Raw genomic sequence first — 21,788 nt, 5'->3', positions numbered from 1 at the left:
GTGTTGGTCATCGATGAAAAAAAAATACAACCTCAACTTTTTTAAACCGATCGAAAGCTATTCGGGAAATTGGTCAATCCTTGAGGAAAAAAATAGAGAATGGGAAAACGTGTACCGTCAGCGTTGGTCTCACGACAAAGTGGTTCGGACGACTCACGGAGTGAACTGCACCGGTTCCTGTAGTTGGAAGGTTTTTGTGAAAAACGGCATCATTACCTGGGAAAATCAACAGATCGATTATCCCTCCTGCGGTGTAGATATGCCAGAATTTGAACCGCGCGGATGCCCGCGTGGGGCTACATTTTCCTGGTATGAATACAGTCCATTACGGGTGAAATACCCTTATATGCGCGGCAAGCTGTTGCGGCTTTGGCAGGCAGCCATCCAGGAACATGCCAATCCGGTGGAAGCATGGGCAAGCATTGTGGAAGATCCGGAGAAAGCCAAGCTCTACAAAGCAGCTCGCGGAAAAGGCGGTCATGTCCGTGTCGCTTGGGACGATGTCCTACGTCTGATCTCGGCGCAACTCATCTATACCATTCGTAAGTATGGTCCCGACCGGATCGCGGGCTTTACGCCAATTCCGGCGATGTCAATGATAAGCTACGCTTCAGGAGCCCGATTCATTTCGCTACTGGGTGGACAGATGTTGAGTTTTTATGACTGGTATGCCGACCTTCCGCCTTCATCTCCTCAAATTTGGGGTGAGCAGACGGATGTACCGGAATCTTCTGATTGGTACAATGCGGGTTACCTGATTATGTGGGGATCGAACGTACCGCTTACCCGGACGCCAGACGCTCATTTTATGACGGAAGTACGATATAAGGGAACAAAAGTCGTATCCGTGGCTCCGGACTTGGCGGAGAATGTGAAGTTCGCTGACAACTGGCTTGCACCACATCCGGGTACAGATGCTGCCATAGCCCAGGCTATGACGCATGTTATTTTGGATGAGTTTTACAGAGAGCGCCAAGAACCGATGTTCATTAACTATGCCAAACAATATACAGATATGCCGTTTATGATTCTGCTTGATCCGCACGAGGGAGCTTGGAAAGGTGGACGTTTTCTACGGGCGAGTGACCTGGGGGATGCTTCGCCGCATGCGGACTGGAAGCCGGTCATATATGACGAAGCGGCGGGGGAAATGCTGGTCCCGAACGGTACGATGGGACAGCGCTGGGAGCAGGATAAGAAATGGAACCTGATTCTGGAACGGGAAGACGGAACAAAGGTTGAGCCCGCGCTCACTGTGGAAGGTCATGGCGAGCAATGGGAAGAAGTCGTATTCCCTTACTTTGATAACGCCGGTAATGGAACGTTCAAACGTGTAATTCCAGCCAAAAAAGTACGCTTGGCAGATGGCTCGGAACGTTACGTAGCAACCGTGTACGATTTGATGATGAGCCAGTACGGTGTCGCACGCAATGACAGCCCTCATAACGCCAAAAATTATTACGACGAAGCTTCGCATTATACCCCTGCCTGGCAGGAGAAGATCACAGGTGTGAAGGCGTCTGTTGTGGTACAGATTGCTCGGGAATTTGCCCAAAATGCTATCGATACTAAAGGGCGCTCCATGATTATTATGGGTGCGGGTATCAATCACTGGTTCAATAGTGACACGATCTATCGGTCCATCTTGAATCTTGTCGTGTTGACTGCTTCCCAAGGTGTAAACGGTGGAGGCTGGGCGCATTATGTGGGTCAAGAAAAGCTTCGCCCAATCGAAGGCTGGTCAACGATTGCCTTTGCAAAAGACTGGCAAGGGGCGGCTCGACAGCAAAATGCTACATCGTTTTTCTACTTTGCAACAGAGCAGTGGCGTTACGAAGAAAGTGGAACAGACACCTTGAAGTCACCGATTGGCGGAGATGTCAGTTACAGACATCCAGCAGACTACAACGTGCTCGCAGCGCGTCTGGGATGGCTGCCTTCTTATCCACAGTTTAATAAAAACAGTCTACTGTTCGCCGAAGAGGCTGCGCAATTAGGCAAGAAGTCCAACGAGGACATCATTAATCATTCTGTGGAAGAGATTAAATCACGTAAGACACGCTTCGCTGTAGAAGATCCTGGGGCAGCCGAGAACTTCCCGCGCTCACTCTTTGTTTGGCGGTCAAATCTGATTTCCAGTTCGGCGAAGGGACAAGAGTATTTTATGAAACATTTACTCGGAGCATCTGATGCCCTGCTTGCCCGGCCGAACGAAGAACAGAAACCTGAGGAAATCGTCTGGAGAGAAGATGTAGAAGGAAAGCTTGATTTGATGGTTGCACTTGATTTCCGGATGACAACAACTCCATTGTACGCGGACATCGTGCTTCCGGCGGCAACCTGGTACGAAAAAACAGACTTGTCGTCAACAGACATGCATCCTTTCGTGCATCCATTTAATCCGGCTGTTAACCCTCTGTGGGAATCCCGCGCGGACTGGGATATTTACCGCCAGCTTTCCGAAGTCTTTTCGGATATGGCAAAAGAGTATCTACCAGGAATATATAAAGACCTTGTGACCGCGCCGCTCGCACACGATAGTATAGGCGAAATTTCACAGCCGATGGGTCTTGTAAAGGATTGGACGAAGGGCGAGATTGAAGCGACTCCGGGTAAAACCATGCCGAATTTCAGCATCATCGAACGCGATTATACTAAAATTCACGATAAATTTATCTCACTCGGTCCTAATTTGACTACTGGGAAAGCAGGTGCGCATGGCGTCAGCTTCTCCGTAGCGGACGAATATGAGGAAATGAAAAAGTTGAACGGAGTTTATTACGATGAGTCCATTAAAGATGGGCTGCCCAAAATCCAGACAGCTCGCCAAGTGGCCAATGCAATTCTTCACCTTTCATCCGCGACTAATGGACGGGTGTCGCAAAAGGCTTATGAGCAGGCAGAAGAGCTTCACGGTGTGGAACTCAAAGACATCTCGGCCGATCGGGCAGCGGAAAGGATCACTTTCCAAAGTATCACGGCACAGCCGCGTGAAGTTATACCGACACCGGTTTTCACTGGATCGAACAAGAAGGGACGCCGCTATTCACCATTTACAACGAATATTGAACGTCTCGTTCCGTTTCGTACTTTGACGGGAAGACAGCATTTCTATATTGATCATGAGATTTTCCAACAATTTGGGGAATCATTGCCGATCTACAAACCGACTTTGCCGCCGATGGTGTTCGGCCCTCGCGACCGGGAAATAAAAGGCGGGCAAGATTCACTTGTGCTTCGTTATCTGACACCGCACGGTAAATGGAATATTCACTCCACCTATCAGGACAACCAGCACATGCTGACACTGTTTCGCGGAGGTCCTACGGTGTGGATCAACAACGAAGACGCAGAGGCACACGATCTGGCCGACAATGATTGGGTAGAGGTATACAACCGTAACGGCGTCGTAACCGCCCGGACTGTTGTCAGCCACCGGATGCCAAGAGGAACGATGTTCATGTACCATGCTCAGGATAAGCACATTCAAGTGCCAGGCTCCGAAATCACGGACACACGCGGCGGTAGTCATAACGCACCAACAAGAATTCATCTCAAACCAACCCAGATGGTCGGTGGATATGCTCAGCTTAGTTATGGATTCAACTATTATGGTCCGATCGGCAACCAGCGTGATGTGTACGTTGCGGTACGTAAAATGAAGGAGGTTAACTGGCTTGAAGATTAAAGCTCAAATTGCCATGGTCATGAACCTGGATAAATGTATTGGCTGTCATACGTGCAGCGTGACATGTAAAACAACCTGGACGAACCGCAAAGGTGCGGAATATATGTGGTTTAACAATGTAGAAACCAAACCCGGTATCGGTTATCCGAAGCGCTGGGAAGACCAGGAATTATATAAAGGGGGCTGGCAGCTCCGCAAAGGGAAACTGGAACTGAAGTCAGGCAACAAGCTGTCCAAGATAGCACTGGGTAAGATTTTTTACAATCCAGACATGCCGGAAATGAAAGATTATTATGAGCCCTGGACTTACAATTACGAGCAACTGACCAACGCTGGCGAACAGAAGCATTCACCTGTGGCACGCGCGCATTCTGCGGTAACAGGTGAAAAAATGGATTTGGAGTGGGGCCCAAACTGGGAAGATGACCTGGCGGGTGCGCATGTAACCGGTCCGCTTGATCCAAATATTCAGAAAATCGAAGAAGAGATTAAATTTAACTTTGAGAAGTCGTTCATGGTATATCTACCACGGCTTTGCGAACATTGCCTAAATCCAAGCTGTGTCGCGTCATGCCCTTCGGGCGCCATGTACAAACGAGACGAGGACGGAATCGTGCTCGTGGATCAGGAAGCCTGCCGTGGCTGGCGGTATTGCATGACGGGCTGCCCATACAAAAAAGTGTACTTTAACTGGCAGACGAACAAAGCAGAAAAATGTACCTTCTGTTTCCCACGTGTGGAAGCTGGCCTGCCGACAGTCTGCTCCGAGACATGTACAGGACGAATTCGCTACCTCGGCGTTATGCTGTATGACGCGGATCGAGTGCTTGAGGCCGCTTCTACGCAGGATGAGAAAGAACTTTATAAAGCGCAGTGCGACCTGTTCATGGATCCAAGTGATCCGGCAGTGATTGCTCAAGCGAGAAAAGACGGTATCTCGGAGGACTGGATTGAAGCAGCCCAGAACTCGCCAGTCTACAAGCTTGCCATTGAGCACAAGCTGGCATTCCCGCTTCATCCGGAATACCGCACATTACCTATGGTCTGGTATGTGCCACCACTTAGTCCGATCATGAATTACTTTGAAGGGAAAGACTCGATTGAGAATCCCGATATGATCTTTCCGGCTATCGAAGAGATGCGCACCCCCATTCAGTATCTTGCCAATATGCTGACGGCGGGCGACACGCAAACCGTGAAGGAATCCTTGCAGCGAATGGCTATGATGCGCTCCTATATGCGTGCCCAGTCCACAGGACAATCTTTCGATGAAAGCCGTCTTGAGCGCATCGGCATGACACCGCGGCAGACCGAGCAGATGTATCGACTTCTGGCGATTGCCAAGTATGAGGATCGTTTCGTCATTCCGACATCGCATAAAGAAGGATACTCGAACCCGTACCGAGCTCAAGGATCTGCTGGTTACGGCGATACCATGGGAAACATGGGTTCTGGCTCTGGATGTGATGGCTGTAGTCTGGCAAGTTCAATGGGGATGGAAGAGCCCTTGAAAACGGGCAAAGAAATGTATGAAGAAAACTTCTACGGGGGTATTTGGCGTGATTAATGTAGCGAAGCTGTATGAATGCAAGCCATCATTCGGGTTTTTCGCCCAGCAACTCATGTACCCAGAAAAGCTGGATTTTCATCCGGCTTTTCTGGAAACATCGTTTGATCCAAACCATCCGGCATATACGTATGCGAACACCTACTGGTCCCTTATGCAAGAGTTCAGTATGGAAGAGATTCAGGAAATGTATACGGAAACCTTTGATTTTCAAAAAAATTGTGCACTATATATGACTTACTTTAAATTCGAAGATGCAAAAGAACGGGGACAAATGTTGGTCAAGTTAAAGGTGCTATACGAGATGTATGGTCTTGAAATGCCAGATGGAGAGCTGCCAGATTACCTGCCGCTCATGTGTGAATTTCTGTATGCCGCCGAATGGTCGCAAGATCCGAAGACGACAGAAAACTTCCGCATGCCAATCGCGATCTTGGAAGACGGCACATATCATTTGCTTAAAGCGCTGGAAAAAATGAAAAGCCCGTATTTTCATTTGGTGAAGGGACTGCGTGAAACGCTTAAAGTTTGCGTAGAACAGGAGGCAGCCGCGCAATGATGATGCTAGAGCAGTTTTTATGGGTTATTTTCCCTTATATGTGCGTGGTGGTCTTTATTGTAGGGCATATTTTCCGCTATAGAAACGACCAGTTCAATTGGACAGCAAAATCAAGTGAGTTTATTGAAAAAAAACAATTGATGATCGGAAGTCTCTTATTCCACCTGGGTATTATCCCGGTTATTATGGGTCATGTATCCGGTCTGGGCATACCAAAAACCTGGATGCATGCACTGGGTGTAAACGATCATCTGTATCATATTGGAGCAGTTTATGTTGGTGGAATATTTGGAGCGATGACATTCCTCGGTATGTTGATTCTTACCTCTCGTCGTTTTACAATACGCAATGTGCGCCGTTTAAGTACAGCGTCTGATTTGATTGTAAACGTATTGCTTTTGGCCATTGTATGCATGGGGATGTTCGCGACTCTCGTAACGAATGCGGTACAGCCGGAATTCGATTATCGGGAGACGATCTCGATCTGGTTCCGCGGTTTATTCATATTCCGTGTGGACCCGACTCTGATGAGAGACGTACCGATGTCTTTCAGGCTTCATATACTTATGGGCTTTGCGATTTTTGCATTCTGGCCGTTTACCCGGCTTGTACATGTGTGGAGTGTTCCGTTGAATTATGTGCGCAGAAGTTATATCCTTTACAGAAGACATAAATCGAATTAGGAAAGCGGGCTCTGCCTTCTTTCCTAATTCTATTAGGAGAGAGCGATGAATAATAGGATGGATTATCAAAGGGAGCTTGAGCGAATACGCGAACATTTCGGTTATGATTTCATGGCGCTTGCTCTGGTTGAACCGGCCGAATATCAATACGTTATTAAATGGAAAAATGCAGCCGGTAATTTAAATGATCGCTTTAAGCGGATTGTGCTGCAATCCGGTAAGGGCATAGCAGGAATCGTGTTTAAAACCGGGAAATCCGTTTTCATTCCATCTATTTATCAATATGTGGGGGCAGACAACCTGTTTAACTATCCGATCGTTCAATCCGAGAAGCTCAAGAGTCTCGGGGCTGTTCCCCTATGGAATGATGCTCGCGTCGCGGGCGTACTGCTTGGTGGATTTCGGGAAGAACAGCTCATGACCGAAGCCATGATGCGTGATTTGGAAGCCTTGGCGCATAGGGGAATTGGAGAGTTGAACGGGAAGGAAGTGATGTGAATTGACATTGTCTTTAGGGACTGGCTCTTTGAGTGCGCTAATGGTGAAGTTGTTTGAGAACAGTACGGAAGCCATTTTCTTTTTTGATAGGCAAGGGAATACCCTAGCCATGAACCCGGCAGCAGAGGAGATTGTGGGCGATGACGTCCTCATTCAACTCTATGAAGGGAAGGAAAGAGCTTTATGTGGAACATGTAGGGGTTATACAAGCGAAACGGAGCCCCGTACCTGCCTTGACTGTTATTTCAATATGCCAGAATCCAAGGATTTCGCTTCTTTTCAGGTGTATCTGGAAACGAAGAGCAACCGAATGGTTCCCTATGCCGCTTCTTTTCACACCATTGATTCTGAACATGGAACACGGGTGTTGATGTTGAGAGACTTGACTCCACAATTTCAAACGCAGGAAAAATTGTATCAAAACAAAATGATGAAGCATGTCATTGAAGCGCAGGAAAATGAGCGCAAACGGCTTTCCAGGGAACTGCACGACAGTGTGGCCCAGGAATTGATGAGCGCGGTTGTTGAACTACGGGTGTTAAAATACATGACGAATGATGAACAACTCATCAAAAACATGAGGCAGACTGAAGCATCCATGACGCGATTGTTGGATGATATCCGCAACCTGTCTGTGGAACTACGCCCCGCCACACTTGATGATTTTGGGCTTGAAGCGGCATTTCGTTCCCACTTTAAGAGGGTTGAACAAAGCTTTGGTCTGGTAGTTGAATTTGTGTCGGATCTTTCCCAAAAGCGATATGGAAGTGAAAAGGAAACGGTCATTTACCGTGTCTGCCAGGAGGCTGTTCTCAATGCCTTGAAGTATGCCCAGGTAGATATGGTTAAAGTTTCTTTGACTGAGCACGATCATACACTTCGTTTGACTGTAGAGGACGATGGAATTGGCTTTGAAAAGGGGAGCAAGCCTATTGGAACGGGATTAGGTTTATATGGCATGCAGGAGCGAGCAGAGCTGGTAGGCGGAAGTTTTGGCGTCCTTTCAAATGTTGGTCAGGGAACCAAAGTCTTTTTACAAATTCCGATTGGCCAAGAGGAGGAATAGAGACTTGATCAAAATTGTGTTAGCGGATGACCATGCTATTGTACGAAGCGGATTTTCCATGATTTTGAACTTCCAATCGGATATGGAGGTTGTCGGAACGGCTGCGGATGGCATTGAAGCGTATACGATGGTAGCTAAATATCGTCCGGATATTCTAATCATGGATCTCAGCATGCCCCCAGGCGAAAGTGGATTGATCGCTACAGGCAAGATTAAAGAGGACCACCCTGATACTAAAATTCTGATTCTGACCATGCATGACGATGAAGAATATCTTTTTCATATTTTAAAGAATGGTGCTTCAGGATACGTTTTGAAAAATGCCCCAGATGAGGAGTTATTGCTTGCTATACGAACCATTCATGGGGGTGGGACTTATATCCATCCTAAAATGGCTACTTCTCTCGTTCGTGAGTTCATCAAAAAAGATACGACGTCACAATCAGAAGATCCTTATGAGATCCTGTCCAAGCGGGAACTGGAGATTCTACCTCTGGTCGCAAAAGGTTACGGTAACAAGGAAGTTGCGGAAAAGCTGTTCATCTCTGTCAAGACGGTGGAAGCGAACAAAGCGAAAATCATGGAAAAATTGAATTTAAGAAGCCGGCCTGAACTGGTCCAATATGCATTAAAGAAAAAAATGCTGGATTTTTAGCCGATGAATGGAGGAAATCCGCGTGCTGGAAAATGAGAAATTGCGCTTTTCCAAACCTGCCATGCGTATTCTTGAAAATGAGCATCGCTATCTAACCTATCTGATGGATGAATGGCATGCCATTGTATTGTGGTTTGAGCAGCACAGAATACTAGATTTGGAAGAAGGCCGCAAGCAACTGGAAAAACTGAGAACGCAGATTATCGATTTTAGGGTATCCCTAAAGAAACATACCGAAAAGGAAGAAGAACACTTCTTTTCTATGCTAGGAACCTACATTGGTTTTGAGCAGGGACCGCTCGTTGGTATACAGGAGGAGCACCGTGAAATAGAGGGCTATATCGATCATTTTCTTTATCAAACGGAGGGCGATCTGAGTTTGCTCACGCTTGATGAGATTCAGGAGGCGACCAAGAACGCGGGAGAGGCGTTCGAAGTCCTGACTGTACATTTTATAAAAGAAGAAACCGTACTTTTTCCTATGGCAGAGCAACAGATCAATCGGAATGATCTGACCAAGTTATGTGACAAATTAAATACGCTTATCTCTTGAATTGACCAAGCCGCTTCCTATAGAAGCGGCTTTTTATATTTTCAGGGACTCCCCTGTCAGGTAAAGGGGAGTCCCCTATATTCGAATGGATGGGCTAGCGGCTACAATGGGGACAGAAAATTCAAATCAATAATTCGACAGAAAAAACGTTGAAAAGGTGAGTTAAATGATTAGAAAAATGCAGTTGCCGTTACAAACATTGAACTTGATTCTTGGATTCATGGTATGGGTTATTATTTCTTCTCTTATGCCGTTCATTACGGAGGATATTGCTATTCCACCCGGAAAATTGGCCATGGTCACGGCAATTCCGGTCGTGCTTGGTTCGATTCTGCGCATTCCGCTTGGTTATTATGCCAACATCTTCGGAGCAAGAATCGTTTTTCTCGTTAGCTTTATTTTGCTTTTGTTTCCCGTCTACTATATCAGTGAAGCTTCTACGATGATGGATTTAATTATCGGTGGCTTGTTCCTTGGGATTGGGGGAGCTGTGTTCTCGGTTGGGGTGACTTCGCTGCCGAAGTATTATCCAAAGGAAAAGCATGGGTTTGTAAATGGGATGTATGGCATAGGGAATTTGGGAACAGCCGTCACTACCTTCTCGGCCCCTATTGTGGCTACTCAAATTGGCTGGGCCCCTACAGTGAAGCTGTATCTCATTCTGCTGCTTGTTTTTATCGCTTTGAATTTCTTCTTAGGGGACCGTCATGAAGCTAAAGTAAAGACGCCCATTATGGAACAGATTAAAGGGGTTTACAAAAATGAAAAGCTTTGGTTTTTCTCGCTCTTTTATTTTATTACATTTGGCTCATTTGTAGCGTTCACGGTGTACTTGCCGAATTTCCTGGTATCGAATTTTGAGCTGACTAAAGTGGATGCAGGGATGCGTACAGCAGGCTTTATAGCGATTGCCACTTTCTTCCGCCCCATCGGTGGCTGGCTGGCGGATCGGTTTCAGCCCCTGTTCCTGCTGGTAGGCACGTTCTCTGTTTATACGGTCGCTGCGATTCTTTTAGCTTTTTCACCAGGGATTACCCTTTATACAGTAGGCTGCTTGGCGATCGCTGTATGTGCTGGAATGGGGAACGGCGTCATTTTCAAGCTAGTTCCATTTTATTTTAATAAACAGGCAGGTATAGTTAACGGAATTGTATCCATGATGGGCGGTCTCGGTGGCTTTTTCCCTCCGATCTTGTTGTCGACGATTCATGCCGCTACTGGCCAATATTCCATTGGATTCATGCTCCTCTCCCAAGTGGCGCTGGCTAGCCTGATCCTCGTTATATGGCTGTATTATCAAGGGACACAATCTAATGAATGAACGTTATTCCAGACAGATCTTATTTAGACCTATTGGTGGCGAAGGGCAGCGTAATTTATCCGCTGCTGTCGTCACCATTATCGGTTGCGGGGCACTGGGTTCCGCCATTGCCGAAACATTGGTAAGAGCGGGCGTTGGGGAGCTTCATCTTGTCGACAGGGATTATGTGGAGATGTCGAATCTGCAACGTCAGCAGCTGTTCACGGAGCAGGACGCCGCGGAAATGCAGCCTAAGGTCATGGCAGCCGAAAAAAGGCTGATAGCCATACGAGAAGACGTGCGATTGCACACATATCTCGATAACTTGGATGCCGAGCTTGTTCAAGAACTTGCCAGCAAAAGTATATTGCTGATGGATGCTACGGACAATTTTGAAACTCGTCTGCTTATCAACGATGCTGCACTGAAGGCAGGAATTCCATGGATTTATGGAGCCTGTGTTGGAAGCACAGGCGTTGTTTTTCCATTCGTGCCGGGCGAGTCTGCTTGTTTACGCTGCCTTCTGCCATCGTTGCCTGCGATCAATCAGACCTGCGATACGGCTGGAATCATCTCGCCTGCAGTCCAGGTGACAGCGGCCCTCCAATGTGCAGAAGCCATGAAGTGGCTGAGTGGCAGACATGATAAGATGCGCCGCAAGGTTCATCTATTTGATCTATGGGAGAACACGCAGATGGACATAGGGATTTCCCGCATCCGTAACCAAGATTGTCCAACCTGTGGAGAGCATCCTACGTTTCCTGCACTGACAGCATCACGTCGCTCGGCGTATGCGGCTCTGTGCGGACGGAACGTGGTACAGGTTCTTCCAGACCCACAACGTCCGATCACGCTTGATGATGCAGAGAAAATGGGCAGGCTTATAGCAGATCGTGTAAAAAGAACCCCTTATTTCGTTGAATTTTATGCTTTTAAGCATCGAATGATTTTATTCAAAAACGGAAGGCTTCTCATACACGGTGTACGGAGTGTTGCCAACGGTCAAAAACTATATCATCAGCTGTTCGGTTAAATGAGATATAGATACAAAAAGCAGAAACATTTAAAAGAGTCTGTCACCGGAGAGTGGCTTGTCCGGTGGCTGGAAGGTGGAAAAGATGAGTGTATTTGAAATCGTGACGGAGCCCATTATCCCGCAGGCTTATGCGGATTATGTCCTAAGGCCGGAAGCAGGAGCGGTGACTATTTTTACAGGGCACGTACGAGAATGGACTCAAGGCGTACGGACCTTATACCTTGCTTATGAGGCCTATGTCCCTATGGCTCAAAAAAAACTCGCAGAGATTGGTCGCGAAATCGAACAGAAATGGGAAGGAACGCGAGTGGCGATCGCGCACCGCATTGGCGAGCTTCAAATCGGTGATATCGCCGTTGTCATTGCCGTTTCTTCACCTCACCGTTCGGATGCGTATGAGGCGAATGAATACGCGATCGAACGAATCAAAGAAATAGTTCCTATTTGGAAACGAGAGATTTGGGAAGATGGAACGCAGTGGGTCGGAGATCAAAAGAAAAAGCCAGGGGGAGATCAGTCATGATTAAGCTGTACTACTTTGCGGGACTCCGTGAGGTGACGGGAAAAGCAGAAGAATTGGCAGATTTGGCGGGCCAAACGGTAGGCGATTTATCCAATTGGATAACAGATCAATATCCAGATATGCCGACCAAGTCTGTGCGAATTGCGATAAACGAGGAGTATGCGTTGTCTACGGATGTATTACAGAATGGAGACATTGCAGCCTTCATTCCCCCAGTGAGCGGCGGCTAATGATAACGATGCTAAACAACTAGAAAGGAGGGGGCGTATGAATTTTCATCCACTGAAAGACAAGTTGCAGCGGCCGATTCGTGACCTGCGTATATCGGTTACAGACCGCTGCAATTTCCGCTGTTCCTATTGCATGCCTAAAGAGATTTTCGGTGACGATTACGCCTTTCTTCCCCAAAATGAATGTCTGTCGTTTGAAGAGATTCACCGGCTCACGAAGCTCTTTGTATCCCTGGGTGTAAAAAAGATCCGACTCACGGGCGGCGAACCATTAATGCGCAGGAATCTACCCGACCTGGTCTCCCAAATCCTGTCCATTGACGGAGTGGAAGATGTCGGCTTGACCACCAACGGTGTGCTGCTAGGACAGCAGGCTAAGCCTCTCTATGACGCGGGGCTACGACGGCTTAATGTCAGTCTGGATGCTCTGGACCCCGAGCTATTTGGGCGGTTGAATGGGCGGGGGATTAAGCCTGATGTTATTTTGAAGCAGATCGAATATGCAAGAGGAATCGGCTTTGAAATCAAGGTCAATATGGTAGTTCAAAAAGGCGCTAATGACTCGGAGATTTTGCCGATGGCCGCCTATTTTAAGGAGCAGGGAATAACCCTTCGCTTTATCGAGTTTATGGATGTAGGTAATGACAACGGATGGAGCTTCAAAAAGGTACTAACCAAAAAAGAAATCGTTGAACGACTTAAGAATGCGTACGAGCTGGAGCCGATGGATCAGGATTACTTTGGAGAAGTAGCAAAGCGTTACCGTTATAAAGACAGCGACGCACAGATTGGTTTTATTACTTCGGTTTCTGAATCGTTTTGTTCGTCTTGTACACGTGCCCGCTTATCGTGCGATGGCAAGTTTTATACATGTTTGTTTGCTTCAGGCGGATTTGATCTACGTCAGATGCTTCGTAATGGAGCGAATGACCAGGAATTATTCGATGTGATTACTTCAGTATGGGAGCAACGCACAGACCGGTATTCCGATGAACGTACGGAGCAGACAGCCAACAACAAAAAAAAGATTAACATGTCCTACATTGGCGGCTGACATTTTATACCATGAGAATGTGCTGTATTTGATGTGGTTGCCTCGAAAAAGAAAGCGCAAACATTTTTGTTGGCAAAACTTAAATTCGATGTTATTATGATCTTGGGATTGTTACTGAAAAGGCAAAACCCGAGGCATGGAATTAGATTTCCATGTGTTGGGTTTTGCCTTTTCTTTTTAGAATACAAGCTTTACGATATCCTGCATGATATGAATATATGGCCCAGCCATAACGCAGAAAGGTGAGTGATATAAAGCCTTACAAGTGCTGAACAACAAAGATGATGACGTCGACCAACGAATCGACATCCGAAAAATGATGTCATAGGACGTGGTTAACCGACTATATTCATTTTCAAAACGGAATATCAGATCGGTTTGGAAGCACTCAAGATCATTCAGGGAAAACGTAAGGCTTTGTCTCTTATTATGAATGCGTTTTCATAACACGGAATTGTAAATCAATACATTTGAATTTGATTTATGACGAAGGTTTGATCGGCTATTACCGTCTTGTGACCTATCTGAAATTTCGCCCAGCAACTAAATCCTTTTTTAAATTTGATGGGATAAGGGGGGCAGTTAGATGATCATAACGAAGATATTTAATAACAACGCCATAATAGCCAAAGATCAAAAAAGAGATGAATTTGTTGTTATGGGTCGTGGTATTGCATTCAAAAAGAGTGCAGGTGAACAAGTAGAAGAGCATCTAATTGAAAAGGTCTTTGTGCTTAAACATAAAGATGCTTCAGAGAAATTCAAGTTATTGTTAGAGGATGTTCCAACAGAATATGTTTCGTTATGCTATGACATCATTGAATATGGAAAAAGCATATTAGAAGCACAATTGAGCGATTATATATATGTTTCGCTTACGGATCACATGAACAATGCATTTAAAATGTTTGATGAAGGGTTTAAAAATGCAAATCCATTAATTTGGGAGATTAAAAAATTTTATCCCAAAGAATTTGCGGTTGGATTAAAAGCACTGGAGTTCATTGAAGACGAAACAGGCAAACGATTGTCAGAAGATGAAGCAGGTAATATTGCTCTTCATTTAATAAATGCTCAAGTAAACAGCTCCTACAACAAGGTAGCAGATGTTGCTCAGCAAACTCAAAAAATACACGACATCTTGAATATTATTAAATACTCTTATAATACCACCATAGATGAACACTCGATCAGTTATGAGCGATTTATTACGCATTTAAGGTTCTTCTTTCAGCGATTAAATAAAAAAGAAAAAGTAGAACTGGAAGACGATTTTTTGTGGAGGCAAGTGAAAGCAAAGTACAAAAAGGCTTATGGCTGCATGCTGAAGATTGAGAAATACTTGGATATGGTATTGTCAGATGAGGAAAAGCTGTATATAACGATTCATATTCAGCGTGTGACCCAAAGAGAAAATTGAATAACACTTGGATTGTTACTGGTAATGCAGGCGAAACCAACCTAGATCGAATTTGATCTATTTTGGTTTTGCCTTTTTTTATAAATACAATTAAAGGGGAAGTTACAATGAAGTATGAGACATTAGCAAAAGACATCATCAGAAATGTCGGCGGCAAAGAAAATGTGAATAGTCTAACTCATTGTATTACACGCTTGCGCTTCAAATTAAAAGATGAAAGTAAAGCCAATACAGAGGTTTTGAAAAATATGGATGGTGTTGTCACTGTGGTAAAGAGTGGCGGGCAATACCAGGTTGTTATAGGTAACCATGTACCTGAGGTTTATGCTGATGTTACTGCTGTAGGTGGTTTTCAAACAGGAGATTCAGAAGAAGCATCAGGTGAAAAAATGAGTTTGTTCAATAGATTCATTGATACCATTTCAGGTGTATTTACACCCACGCTGGGTGTCTTAAGTGCCACAGGTATGATTAAGGGCTTCACCGCCTTATTTGTAGCTTTGGGCTGGCTGGCCACTACATCGGGTACCTATCAAATTCTCAATGCTTTAGGTGATTGTTTGTTTTACTTCTTTCCTATTTTCCTGGGGTATACGTCAGCTAAAAAGTTCAATGCCAACATTTTTATAGGCATGGCTATAGGTGCATCACTTGTGTACCCAACATTTAGCACGATAACAGCCTCGGGCAAACCACTATACACTCTATTTAGCGGTACTATATTTGAGTCACCGGTATATATCACCTTCTTAGGTATTCCGGTCATTCTGATGAGTTATGCGTCAACCGTTCTTCCGATTATCATATCCACCTATGTAGGCTCAAAAATAGAAAACTTCTTTAAAAAGGTAATCCCTAGCGTAGTGAGAACATTTTTGGTTCCGTTTTTCACATTGTTAGTTATTGTACCCTTAGCGTTGATTGTGATTGGACCTCTCTCGACTTGGGCAGGTCAACTGCTTGGCGCTGGAACCCTCTTTGTGTATAACTTAAGTCCGATTATTGAAGGTATGCTCATGGGCGCTTTCTGGCAAGTGTTTGTTATCTTTGGATTACACTGGGGACTTGTTCCTATCGCTATGAACAATTTAGCAGTGCTTAAATTCGATCCGATTCTTGCGGCTACGCTGGGAGCTTCCTTTGCTCAGACGGGCGTCGTACTGGCGATTTTGTTTAAGACCAAAAATGTAAAACTGAGATCACTTTCCATTCCAGCTGTCATCTCCGGGATTTTTGGTGTGACAGAACCAGCAATTTACGGGATTACATTACCACGTAAGAAACCATTTATTTTAAGCTGTATAGCATCCGCAGTAGGCGGCGGTATTATAGGAATGATGGGAACTAAAGGTTACATTATTGGTGGATTGGGTATTTTCGCTATCCCGAGCTATATCAGTCCGGCAGGAATAGACAACGGATTTTATGGGGCTGTTATCGGTATCCTGGTAAGCTTTGTATTAGGCTTCTTGCTTATGTTCTTTGGCGGATTTAAAGATGATGAAGTGAAAGAAGCAAAAAAGGAAGACAGTACACCAGGAGCGGCAAGAGGAGAAGTTTTAGTAAAACAAGAGACGGTGATGAGTCCATTAAAAGGTGAAGTGAAGTCTTTATCTGAAGTAACAGATGAAGCCTTTTCGACAGGTGCTCTGGGTAAAGGGATCGCCATTGAACCTTCTGAAGGTAAGGTCGTTTCACCTGTAGATGGTGTATTAACATCATTATTTTCGTCAGGTCATGCGATTGGAATTACAAGTGATCACGGTGTTGAGGTCCTCATCCATGTAGGCAAAGATACGGTCAAATTAAAAGGCAAACATTTTTATCCTAAAGTAAAACAGGGAGATGCTGTTAAAAAAGGCCAGCTGCTTATGGAGTTTGATATGGAAGCTATAAAAGAGGCTGGTTATGTTTTGACCACACCCGTTATCGTTGCCAATACTACGAATTACCTGGATGTCATTGAAACAGAGAAGAAGGCGATTGAGTATCAAGAGGATTTATTGACCGTCGTAGTCTAATCTTAATTAAATGTTGAGGAGGAATTAACAATGGAAAATACAACTAAATTGGAATTTCCACAAGGATTTTTATGGGGAGGTGCAACGGCTGCCAACCAATTTGAAGGTGGATATAATGAAGAAGGTAAAGGCTTAAGCACTGCGGATGTGATCACGGCTGGAACGCATACGACTTCCCGAAGAATTACACCTATACTGGAAGAAGGAGTGAACTATCCGAGTCACGAGGCTATTGATTTTTTCCACCACTATCAAGAGGATATCCGCTTATTTGCAGAGATGGGATTCAAGGTCTTTAGAATGTCCATTGCGTGGTCAAGAATATTTCCTAACGGAGATGATGCAGAGCCGAATGAGCAAGGCTTGCAGTTCTATGATCGTGTATTCGCAGAATTGAAAAAGTATAATATTGAGCCTTTGGTTACAATCTCACATTATGAAGCACCGTTTCATTTGACCCAAAAATATAATGGTTGGTCAGATCGCAGAGTCGTAGATTTTTATGTGAGATATTGTGAAGTGCTTTTTAACAGATACAAAGATGTTGTGAAATACTGGTTAACCTTTAATGAAATCAATATTTTAACCTTGTCATTTGGCGCATTCATGGCTGGAGCTATGATGCCGGAGGGGAATGGAGAGCTTGCCCATGCTACAGTGAAGGATGAGCAGGTTTTGTATCAGGCGTTGCATCATCAATTTATTGCCAGTGCAAAGGCTGTAAAGCTGGGTCATGAAATCAATAAGGACTTTAAAATCGGTTGTATGATTGCTTATATGTGTTCCTACCCACTTACATGCCATCCTGATGATATTCTGCTAGCTCAACAAAAGGATAACTTAAGTAATTTCTTATGCTCAGATGTTCAAGTAAGAGGCGCTTATCCGGGATTTGCCAAACGCTATTTTAGAGATCATAACATTCAGATCAAAATGCAAGAAGAGGATGAGGACATCTTAAAGGAAGGCTGCGTAGATTTCTATACCTTCAGCTATTATTCCTCTACTTGTGTCAGCGCCGATCCCAACCAGGAGAAGGTGGGAGGAAATTTATCTATGGGCTTAAAGAATCCTCATTTGAAAGCAAGTGCCTGGGATTGGCAGATCGATCCACAGGGATTGAGATGGTCCCTCAATAACATTTACAACCGATACGAAATCCCGTTAATGGTTGTTGAAAATGGCCTTGGCGCCGTAGATACAGTGGAAGAAGACGGCTCCATTCACGATGATTATCGAATTGATTATCTAAAGCAACACATTGAGCAAATGAAAGAAGCGATTGCTGATGGAGTAGACTTAATAGGGTATACGCCTTGGGGATGTATTGATCTGGTAAGTGCGGGAACTGGTGAAATGAAAAAGCGTTATGGGTTTATATACGTAGATAAGGATAATGAAGGCAAAGGGACACTTGCCAGATCCAGAAAGAAGAGCTTCTATTGGTATAAGAATGTGATTGAAACCAATGGAGAGCAGTTGGATTAAATCTTAGCGCCTGTTTCATAAAAGTCATACCGTCAGCGCGTGCCAATTTTAATCGGTACGCGCTGCTTGTATTTATTATGAAATGAAAATAACACCTTAAATGGATATTCATCCCGGCTGTGAAAATGGATTCCCTTCAGGAAACTACGGAGATTGTTTATAGGTAGGGGCTCAACATCATCCATGTATTTTAAAATTCACTAAACACATGGGATGAAAATGTCGAAATAGAAGATAGGACTTATATCAAAATATAAGGAAGTGGATACATATTATGAATCAAGTAGAAGCTGTTTTGACCGCCATGCCATTTATCAAAGAAGCTGCACGACAAGATGTTTCAATTTCCGTAATGGACAGGGAAAAATTTCTGTTCTTTCAGTCGGGTAAAAGCTTAGTTTATGACTTCAAAGCAGGCGATCCTCTTCCTGATGTACACAGAGACTTCAAAATGCTAGTAGGCGGTGAAAAGACCAGAGAGCGTTACGCTGCTGAAGTTTTCGGCATCGCTGCTGATTCTTACTTTCATCCGATTAAGAATGAACAGAATGAGATCGAGGCCGTAATGTGTATCACCTATAGTATGGATAATCAAGATCAACTGAAGAAGTTGATGACTCAAGCCGAGGATGTTACAAGCAAGCTAGTTGAAGGGATTCAGCATGTGGCGGCCCATTCGGAGGAGCTTAGTGCGACTGCCGAAGAAATTTTAAGCAATACTAAACAGGCGGTTGAGGACTCCGGTAACGTGACTGAGGTGGCCGGCTACATTAAGGAAATTTCAGAGCAGACGAACTTGCTTGGATTAAATGCAGCAATTGAAGCAGCCCGAGTGGGTGAGGCAGGAGCTGGTTTTGGGGTTGTGGCTACAGAAATCCGAAAAATGTCTACGGGCACCAAGGAAGCAACCGGACGGATTGAGCAGTCCTTGCAAGCCGTCAGACAATCGGTTTATAACATGGAACAAGAAATCACACAGATTGCGGTTTCCTCCCAAGAGCAAGCCAAGCTTGTTACGGAATTTATGAATATTATTGATCAATTAAATGTAACCAACCACGGCTTGAGAGGGTTAGTAGAAAAAATCACGGATGATGTTGAAGCAGAATAAAGAATGAAAAAAAGTCTCGGTCTGTGAATTGTACATTCCGTATGGAAATGTAGATTACAGGCCGAGACTTTTTCTAATAGTAAATATTTACGAGTATTGTTGGTTTAACAGTGCAGTATCATAATACTCTTCGAAAGATTTGATTTTATTGTTTTCAAATTTAAAGATCTGGACATAGATCCCGTTGTATTTTATTTTTTTATTTTCTCCCCATGGTCCATTCGCTGTGATATCAATATGGCTGCGTGTTTTTGTCACAATCGTGTTAGGATTTTCTCCGACTATAAACTCATCGATGGTCCATTCGAATGTCCCTTTCATATCATTAAAAATGGGATTAAAGAAGCCTTTTACAGCATCCCAGCCTTCTTGAACAGAATTGTGCAAAACTGCCACTTCATCAGTGGTAAATGGGGTAATTACAGCCGGATTATCTTCAACCCACAAAGAATAAAATTTGTCCGTATCTCCTAAATATAAAGAAAAAAAGTCTACAATGACATCCATGTTCTTTTTAGCAACTTCATTCTCGCTGTTGAATGAAGCATTAATAGTTACATTTTTAATCTTTTTGGGATTCATGCTGTTATTCTCCTTTATAAAAAAGATTTTGAACCATTACCTTTTCATTTGGTAGATGGCGTCCAGCTTCTATTTACATCATTAGTATAAAATATAGGCAATTAAATAATAATAGACTGATTTTTAAGAGTGTTAAAAATGTAGACAAATGCTTCATAGTGTACAAATGTAAAATAAAATTTTGTGAGGGCTAACATGATTCGAAAAACAACTCCTAAGGAACTTCTTGCTGAATCTTTGATAGACTTAGCCAAAATACATCCAATCCAGTCCATCACCGTAACGGATATTACTGACAATTGTCAGGTTAGCAGACAGATGTTTTATTATCATTTTTCCAGTAAATATGACCTGATCTCATGGATATATAGTGATAAGGCAGATAAAATTATTGAACAATATATAGAAAAAGAGCCTTGGGGACGTGTTGCCGGGAGAATTGTTGAGTTTATTAAAGAGGATTACATCTATTTTAAAAAGGCTTTTGACGACAATACGCACTTGTCTTTTTATAATAATATCTTTAACTATACGGTTGAATGCCACACCAATTATATTCTTAAGAAAACAAATAGGACTTCGTTGCCTCCCGACATCCTTTTTGCTATAAGATTTAACGCTTATGGAGGAGTGAATGTGACTAAGGACTGGCTTGAGAATGGCATGAAGGAATCTCCAGAGCAATTAGGCGAATTAATATTCTCTGCGATGCCCTTGCCTATAAAAAAATATTTTCATTTAGATGAATAAATGCCGCGGAGAGGATACAGATATGAATTTGAATGAGTTAAATGAACAGAGTTACTCCGAACTAGAAGAATATTGGGTACATGTATTTCTGAATGAGATTCATTATCCATAATCAAATCTTTTCCGATATAATAATGAAAAGAAGCTGATAGAACAGATACTACCTCAGAGAGGTGATTTATAATGACCGTTGACATCCTCGTACGTAATAATGTAAAAGTGCTGGGCTCAGGCAGCCAAACGATCGTATTTGCTCATGGCTTTGGATGCGATCAGGATATGTGGCGTTATATCGTCCCTAGCTTTATCGACAACTACCAAATCGTCTTATTTGATTACGTAGGTTCCGGAGAATCTCAAATTAAGTACTATGATTCAGAAAAATACAGCGACTTACAAGGGTATGCCCAAGATGTGCTAGATATTATGGAAGCGCTAGAATTAAGAAATGTCATATTCGTCGGACACTCCGTTAGTAGTATGATCGGAATGCTTGCTTCTATCCGCAATCCCCAATATTTTGAGCGCATCGTCATGCTCGGTCCCTCTCCTCGTTATGTGAATGACCTCCCCTATTATTATGGAGGCTTCGATAAGAGTGACATCGATGAATTGCTTGATATGATGCAAATGAACTTCATCGGCTGGGCTAGTTACCTGGCACCCATTGTTATGCAGAATCCTGAACGACAGGAATTAACCGAAGAGTTGGAGAAAACCTTTTGCTCAAGAGACCCTCATATTGCACGACAATTTGCGGAAGTGACTTTTTTTTCGGATTGCCGTGTCGATCTCCAGCATGCTTCGATTCCTACACTGATTCTCCAGTGCTCGGACGATAGCATTGCTCCGATTGAAGTAGGGAATTATTTACATACTCATCTTAAAAACAGCAGGCTTCAACAGATGAGGGCAAAGGGGCATTATCCTCACTTAAGTCAACCTGGAGAAACAAGCGATCTGATTAAAGAGTATTTAGCCAGTGTGTAATATCAGGAGAAAGG

General features: G+C 44.0%; 20 protein-coding genes. 19 read left to right on the top strand and 1 reads right to left on the bottom strand.

All coding sequences use genetic code 11. The annotated features are described in order from the left end of the window. Positions 1-13: 13 nt before the first annotated feature. The 17 genes from JOE49_RS23905 (at position 14) to JOE49_RS23825 (ending at position 19,452) form a co-directional block, all read left to right on the top strand. On the top strand, positions 14-3,688 hold the full coding sequence (locus tag JOE49_RS23905) for a nitrate reductase subunit alpha (protein WP_028542274.1): 3,675 nt from the start codon (positions 14-16) through the stop codon (positions 3,686-3,688). Then, positions 3,678-5,255: a nitrate reductase subunit beta gene (narH, locus tag JOE49_RS23900; RefSeq protein WP_023989704.1), complete on the top strand. Its 1,578-nt coding sequence runs from the start codon at positions 3,678-3,680 to the stop codon at positions 5,253-5,255. Before JOE49_RS23905 ends, narH begins: the two co-directional genes overlap by 11 nt. Continuing rightward, positions 5,248-5,814 (top strand): nitrate reductase molybdenum cofactor assembly chaperone, encoded by a 567-nt coding sequence (gene narJ, locus JOE49_RS23895; RefSeq protein WP_023989703.1) that lies wholly within the window; start codon positions 5,248-5,250, stop codon positions 5,812-5,814. Before narH ends, narJ begins: the two co-directional genes overlap by 8 nt. Further along, on the top strand, positions 5,814-6,497 hold the full coding sequence (narI, locus tag JOE49_RS23890) for a respiratory nitrate reductase subunit gamma (RefSeq protein WP_081365995.1): 684 nt from the start codon (positions 5,814-5,816) through the stop codon (positions 6,495-6,497). Before narJ ends, narI begins: the two co-directional genes overlap by 1 nt. A 45-nt stretch (positions 6,498-6,542) precedes the next feature. Next, a complete protein-coding gene (locus JOE49_RS23885; protein WP_023989701.1) occupies positions 6,543-6,995 on the top strand; it encodes a GAF domain-containing protein in 453 nt (150 codons plus the stop codon). A 1-nt stretch (position 6,996) separates the two neighbouring features. Continuing rightward, positions 6,997-8,061: a PAS domain-containing sensor histidine kinase gene (locus JOE49_RS23880; RefSeq protein WP_209943194.1), complete on the top strand. Its 1,065-nt coding sequence runs from the start codon at positions 6,997-6,999 to the stop codon at positions 8,059-8,061. A 7-nt stretch (positions 8,062-8,068) separates the two neighbouring features. Next, positions 8,069-8,716 (top strand): response regulator transcription factor, encoded by a 648-nt coding sequence (locus JOE49_RS23875; protein WP_023989699.1) that lies wholly within the window; start codon positions 8,069-8,071, stop codon positions 8,714-8,716. Between the two features lie 22 nt (positions 8,717-8,738). Next, positions 8,739-9,269, top strand: coding sequence for a hemerythrin domain-containing protein (locus JOE49_RS23870; RefSeq protein ID WP_209943192.1), 531 nt, complete (start codon positions 8,739-8,741; stop codon positions 9,267-9,269). Between the two features lie 166 nt (positions 9,270-9,435). After that, positions 9,436-10,590: a nitrate/nitrite transporter gene (locus JOE49_RS23865; RefSeq protein WP_023989697.1), complete on the top strand. Its 1,155-nt coding sequence runs from the start codon at positions 9,436-9,438 to the stop codon at positions 10,588-10,590. Then, positions 10,583-11,602, top strand: coding sequence for a ThiF family adenylyltransferase (locus tag JOE49_RS23860; protein WP_209943190.1), 1,020 nt, complete (start codon positions 10,583-10,585; stop codon positions 11,600-11,602). The genes JOE49_RS23865 and JOE49_RS23860 overlap by 8 nt, the downstream gene beginning before the upstream one ends. An 85-nt stretch (positions 11,603-11,687) precedes the next feature. After that, the gene (locus tag JOE49_RS23855) at positions 11,688-12,128 is read left to right on the top strand and encodes a molybdenum cofactor biosynthesis protein MoaE (protein WP_053326596.1); all 441 of its coding nucleotides are present in this window, start codon (positions 11,688-11,690) and stop codon (positions 12,126-12,128) included. Continuing rightward, positions 12,125-12,358 carry a MoaD/ThiS family protein gene (locus JOE49_RS23850; protein ID WP_068942154.1) on the top strand — a complete coding sequence of 78 codons (234 nt, stop codon included), beginning with the start codon at positions 12,125-12,127 and terminating at the stop codon, positions 12,356-12,358. Before JOE49_RS23855 ends, JOE49_RS23850 begins: the two co-directional genes overlap by 4 nt. A 37-nt stretch (positions 12,359-12,395) precedes the next feature. Then, positions 12,396-13,412 (top strand): GTP 3',8-cyclase MoaA, encoded by a 1,017-nt coding sequence (gene moaA, locus JOE49_RS23845; RefSeq protein WP_209943188.1) that lies wholly within the window; start codon positions 12,396-12,398, stop codon positions 13,410-13,412. Positions 13,413-13,998: 586 nt separating this feature from the next. Then, positions 13,999-14,832: a BglG family transcription antiterminator LicT gene (gene licT, locus JOE49_RS23840; RefSeq protein WP_068942159.1), complete on the top strand. Its 834-nt coding sequence runs from the start codon at positions 13,999-14,001 to the stop codon at positions 14,830-14,832. Positions 14,833-14,939: 107 nt separating this feature from the next. Then, positions 14,940-16,853 (top strand): beta-glucoside-specific PTS transporter subunit IIABC, encoded by a 1,914-nt coding sequence (locus JOE49_RS23835; protein WP_028542282.1) that lies wholly within the window; start codon positions 14,940-14,942, stop codon positions 16,851-16,853. A 30-nt stretch (positions 16,854-16,883) separates the two neighbouring features. After that, entirely contained in the window at positions 16,884-18,341 is a 1,458-nt protein-coding gene (locus JOE49_RS23830; RefSeq protein WP_053325876.1) for a glycoside hydrolase family 1 protein, read from the top strand. 274 nt (positions 18,342-18,615) lie between these two features. Continuing rightward, the gene (locus JOE49_RS23825; RefSeq protein ID WP_023989690.1) at positions 18,616-19,452 is read left to right on the top strand and encodes a methyl-accepting chemotaxis protein; all 837 of its coding nucleotides are present in this window, start codon (positions 18,616-18,618) and stop codon (positions 19,450-19,452) included. Positions 19,453-19,539: 87 nt separating this feature from the next. On the opposite strand, the gene JOE49_RS23820 is transcribed toward JOE49_RS23825, so the two are convergent. Further along, positions 19,540-20,034, bottom strand: coding sequence for a nuclear transport factor 2 family protein (locus tag JOE49_RS23820; RefSeq protein WP_209943186.1), 495 nt, complete (start codon positions 20,032-20,034; stop codon positions 19,540-19,542). A 195-nt stretch (positions 20,035-20,229) separates the two neighbouring features. Here JOE49_RS23820 and JOE49_RS23815 point away from each other — a divergent pair, with 195 nt between their 5' ends. Both JOE49_RS23815 and JOE49_RS23810 read left to right on the top strand, forming a co-directional pair. Continuing rightward, positions 20,230-20,784 (top strand): TetR/AcrR family transcriptional regulator C-terminal domain-containing protein, encoded by a 555-nt coding sequence (locus JOE49_RS23815; protein WP_023989688.1) that lies wholly within the window; start codon positions 20,230-20,232, stop codon positions 20,782-20,784. Between the two features lie 183 nt (positions 20,785-20,967). Beyond that, the gene (locus JOE49_RS23810) at positions 20,968-21,774 is read left to right on the top strand and encodes an alpha/beta fold hydrolase (RefSeq protein ID WP_028542285.1); all 807 of its coding nucleotides are present in this window, start codon (positions 20,968-20,970) and stop codon (positions 21,772-21,774) included. The last annotated feature ends 14 nt before the right edge of the window (positions 21,775-21,788 follow it).

This window comes from Paenibacillus sp. PvR133, assembly GCF_017833155.1.
Classification (GTDB): domain Bacteria; phylum Bacillota; class Bacilli; order Paenibacillales; family Paenibacillaceae; genus Paenibacillus; species Paenibacillus polymyxa_B.
The sequence above is the reverse complement of the archived record's forward strand: the minus strand, read 5'-3'. Positions and strand labels throughout refer to the sequence as shown.